Source organism: Candidatus Magnetominusculus dajiuhuensis (assembly GCF_046044395.1).
Classification (GTDB): Bacteria; Nitrospirota; Thermodesulfovibrionia; order Thermodesulfovibrionales; family Magnetobacteriaceae; genus Magnetominusculus; species Magnetominusculus dajiuhuensis.
Genome location: NZ_JBJUSG010000194.1, coordinates 1 through 4342 on the forward strand (window position 1 = coordinate 1; position 4342 = coordinate 4342).

Genomic DNA, 4342 nt, shown 5'->3' on the forward strand with positions numbered 1-4342 from the left:
TCTTTAGGACATTTCTACTTTGGTAGAATAGGACATTTCTATTTTGGTATTACAATTTTTACTTTGGCCTGACACGGGTAAGATTACATTATTACGATTTTGATGGTGGATTTGCTATAATAGTGGCACTGTGAATGCCATACCAGTATTAATGTACCATCATGTCAACACTACGGGTTCGTTTATAACCGTCGGGGTGAGAAATTTTGAGAAACAGATGGCCTTTCTCAAAGAACATGCCTACAGGACGATAAACACGGCGGACCTTGCTGACATCTTAACTGGCCGCGCCGCCACCACCGCTAACACCGTGATGATAACGTTTGACGACGGCTGGGCAGATAACTGGCTGTATGCCTATCCTATACTGAGAAAATATGGCCTTAAGGCGGTCTTTTTTGTCGTTACCTCATGGGTACACGATGGCGGGCAGAGGCATGCCTACGATTCGCTCCCCTCACACAAGGAGTGCAAGGCAAAGGTGGCCAGAGGCCAGGCCGAAGAAGTGGTGATGTCATGGGAGCAGTTGAGGGAAATGGAGGCGGGCGGCCTTATAGACGTCCAATCCCATACGCACACGCACAAGAAAATAGACGAAGGGGGCGTTTACGAAGACCTGTCGGTATCAAAGGAGTTAATAGAGGGGCGGCTTGGGAAAAAGTGTGAGGCATTGTGCTGGCCATGGGGTATATATAACGTCAAATACATAGACTCCGCCCTGACGGCCGGCTTCAGGCTCCTCTTTACGACCGAGCCGGGTACTAATACATATAAGTCCGACCCGTTAAAGATAAAACGAATCGCCATAGGCGACATCGGGGTGATGAAATTCAGGAAAAAACTCTTCATTCACTCTGATGACGGGCTAAGCAGGCTCTATTTGAAGGTTTTCAAGTAACCCCCTCCATGCGGATACTCCACACAGAGTGGTCAGGGGATTTGGGCGGGCAGGAGAGGCGTGTCCTTGCCGAGGTAACAGGCTTTTTAAAACGGGGACATCATACGGCCATCGTATGCCGCAAGGGGACGAGGTTTTATGAGGAGGCCATAGGACGCGGGATAGAAGTCCTCACGCTTCCCCTGAGAAGTCCCTACGACATCACCAGCATCACACGGCTGTCGAAATATATCGGAGCGAACCGTTTTGACGTGGTTAACACGCACTCAGGCAAGGATTCCTGGATAGCCGGCATTGCCGCGAGGCTTGCCGGGGTGCCGCTGCTTGTCAGGACGCGCCACCTGAATATCCCCCTTAAGCGCGGCATATTTAACTTTATCCACTACCTGCCGGACGCCTATATAACCTGCGGCGAGAATATGAAAAAGACACTCGTGGCGGACTGCGGCTTCCCCCCTGCTGATGTGGTGAGCATCCCAACCGGCGTTGCAGAGGAGTTCTTTGACGTAAAAAGAGACCCTGCTCTGAAGTTAAAATACGTCAGCGGCGAGGCATTCCCCATAATCTCCAACGTGGGTATTTTAAGGGGCGTAAAGGGACACGAGGTAACGTTGCGGGCGGTGCCAAAAATAATTGAGGCATTTCCCAACGCGAGAGTTCTCCTTGTCGGTGACGGGCCAAAGCTAAAGGGGTTACAGGGCATGGCACGGTCTCTTGGGATAGATGGCCATGTGGTGTTTACCGGTTATGTCGCCCAGGCCTCCGAAATCGCCGCAATCTATGCCTTTAGCGATGTCTCAGTGCTGAGTTCGCATTCGGAGGGGGTGCCGCAGTCCGTGATGCAGGCAATGGCCGCGGGTGTGCCGGTTGTGGCAACGCGTGTGGGTGGAGTGCCGGAGGTGGTGATACATGAGCAAACCGGCCTGCTTGTAAATCCATCAGACCACGCCGCCCTTGCCAATGGTGTGATAAGACTTTTACAGGATAAATCCCTTGCCGCTGATATGTGCAAAAGGGCGAGGCGGTTTATCTATGAAAATCACTCGGCCACGGTTATGCTTGATAAAATAGAGGCGTTATATTACAGGCTGCTTGAGGCTAAATTACTAAATGAAATCAGTGGCCACTAATAACCCATGACAATCCAATGAAGCGAATCGCACTTATCAGAAGGCAATATGACCGGTTTGGCGGGGCGGAAAACTACATAGAGTCCATGATAAACAATCTGCACGGCTATGAAATCCATCTGCTCAGTTCACAATGGAAGGAAAACCCGCATGCCACTCACCATACGGTAGATGCAGCGTCTTTGAGTTCGGCCCGTTCGGCCATAAAGTTTAATCGAAACGCTGCCGCAATCATACGGCATATAGGCCCTGACTGCACGGTAAGTTTTGAACGCACGACGTGTCAGGATATATACAGGGCAGGCGATGGATGCCACAGGCAGTGGCTCATGATTCGCCGTCTCACCGCGGGCAGGTGGAAGGGCCTGTCATTTCACTTTAACATGTTACACCGGACACTGTTGTCCATCGAAAGGGAACTTTTTAAGAGTACGCCCGTGATAATAGCTAACTCCATGATGGTAAAGGAAAATATAATCGCCCACTACGCGGTAAACGAAGACAGGATACACGTGCTGTACAACGGCGTTGACTTAGACCGTTTTAGTCCCGTGGACAGGGAGCGTCTCTCAGCGGAGTTTCGCAGCGAATTCAGAGTTCAGAACGACACCGCGATAGTCCTGTTTGTAGGGTCAGGGTTTGAGAGGAAGGGGCTTGCCGTGTTGATTGACGCGATGAGCCGTATTAAGGCCCCCGCCGTATTGTACATTGCCGGGCGGGGAAGGACGGGGAAGTATGAGGCGCTTGCAAGAAGGCTGGGTGTGCGGGTGGTTTTTGCCGGGGCGCGAAGGGACATAGAGAGGTTTTACGCCGCCGCTGATGTGTTTGTCCTGCCGACGCTCTATGACCCGTTCAGCAATGCCGTACTTGAGGCAATGGCCTGCGGGTGTGCCGTGATTACGTCAAAAAATAACGGTGCCGCCGAGATAATCGAAGACAACAGCGACGGTGTGCTCCTTGATGATACAACAGACGCGGCGGAACTCTCCGGTAAGATAGACAAGGCCATAGCCATTGGCGCGCGGCTTGGACAAATGGCCGCCGAAAAGGCACGGGCATATTCCATAGAACGCGCGGCAGGGCAGTTCAGCCGCCTGATTGAAGATTACTGCCGCAACAAATGAAACTGACTCTGTTAACGCTAACCCGTTGAAATTAAACGTAATTTGTTTTATGCTAACCCTATGCTATACAAAAAACAGTATTGACAAACGCTTGTGAATTGCATTAGGATTGAGGGTAAGCGGCAGACAAAGCGGCGCGGTGGTGAAACCCCGATCTTTGAAGGTTGTTATTAAAAGCTATATGGAGGTAATTATGCCATCAACAAACGAGTTTCCGTCAAAAGGGTGGTTGAAGTGCAGTGATATATCGGAGGGAATGTTTCCTAATGAATATGCTGTTGAAAGCATAACTGCCGATAACGCCGAGTTTTCGCTTTTTGCGCACAAAACATTGGTGAATGAAAAGGAAAAATTGTTAAAAGTTACGATATTGGATTGTCGTGACGATGTTTGCTTAGTTATTCTACCAAATGAAGCCTATGGTGTCTTTAAGAATATGATAACGGTTAAAATAAAAGATATTAGTCAATGATATTGAGCAATTTAGAAATAATCAAAGCGATTAGCAACAAAAGAATTATTATAGATCCAAAACCTGATGAATCACAGTTACGACGTTTATTAAACACGACCTCTCTTGATTTCAGATTGGGGAACATTATCTCAATTCCACATGACGATGTTGGCGTTACCATTGATTCAAAAAATGGTATAAAAACAAAAACGCTTAAGACGTTATTCGATCGAAAGCAGATAACTGAGGAAGGCGGTTATACGCTGCGTCAAAACAAATTTGTCCTTTCAAATACATATGAAAATATATCATTGCCATATACTGAATCCGGTCCCAATTATGCTGCCAGGATAGAGGGGAAAAGCTCATACGCACGCTTTGGATTGCTCGTACATTTCACTGCCCCTACCATACATGCCGATTTTTCTGGAACCATAACCCTTGAATTAATGAACCTGGGACCTTTTCCAATAACCCTTTATCCGAATGTTCCAATATGCCAGATAGTTTTTGAAAAAGTGGAAGGCGAAATAGCCAACTCACCAAGCCAATTTCAGGGACAGACCACACCGGAGGGGCCGCATTAATATCTGTTGCGCGTATGCTTAATTCTTATCCATGATTTAGTGAAGCATAGCAGTTCAATCATGGCAAGGCCTTTTTGACCTGCTACCCAATTTCCAGCAATTCTCGGTGAAGGTAAAATGATAGTGATAATGCGTGTTTACAGAGAAGT

Annotated in this window: 5 protein-coding genes; all 5 read left to right on the forward strand. The window is 48.2% G+C overall.

Annotated elements, in window-relative coordinates:
- Positions 1–130 precede the first annotated feature (130 nt).
- The 5 genes from AB7D94_RS16570 (at position 131) to dcd (ending at position 4193) form a co-directional block, all read left to right on the forward strand.
- A complete protein-coding gene (locus AB7D94_RS16570) occupies positions 131–898 on the forward strand; it encodes a polysaccharide deacetylase family protein (RefSeq protein ID WP_420267170.1) in 768 nt (255 codons plus the stop codon).
- 8 nt (positions 899–906) lie between these two features.
- Positions 907–2028 (forward strand): glycosyltransferase family 4 protein, encoded by a 1122-nt coding sequence (locus AB7D94_RS16575; protein ID WP_420267171.1) that lies wholly within the window; start codon positions 907–909, stop codon positions 2026–2028.
- A gap of 17 nt (positions 2029–2045) precedes the next feature.
- On the forward strand, positions 2046–3152 hold the full coding sequence (locus AB7D94_RS16580) for a glycosyltransferase family 4 protein (protein WP_420267172.1): 1107 nt from the start codon (positions 2046–2048) through the stop codon (positions 3150–3152).
- A 193-nt stretch (positions 3153–3345) separates the two neighbouring features.
- A complete protein-coding gene (locus tag AB7D94_RS16585; RefSeq protein ID WP_420267173.1) occupies positions 3346–3624 on the forward strand; it encodes a hypothetical protein in 279 nt (92 codons plus the stop codon).
- Entirely contained in the window at positions 3621–4193 is a 573-nt protein-coding gene (gene dcd, locus AB7D94_RS16590; RefSeq protein ID WP_420267174.1) for a dCTP deaminase, read from the forward strand. Before AB7D94_RS16585 ends, dcd begins: the two co-directional genes overlap by 4 nt.
- The last annotated feature ends 149 nt before the right edge of the window (positions 4194–4342 follow it).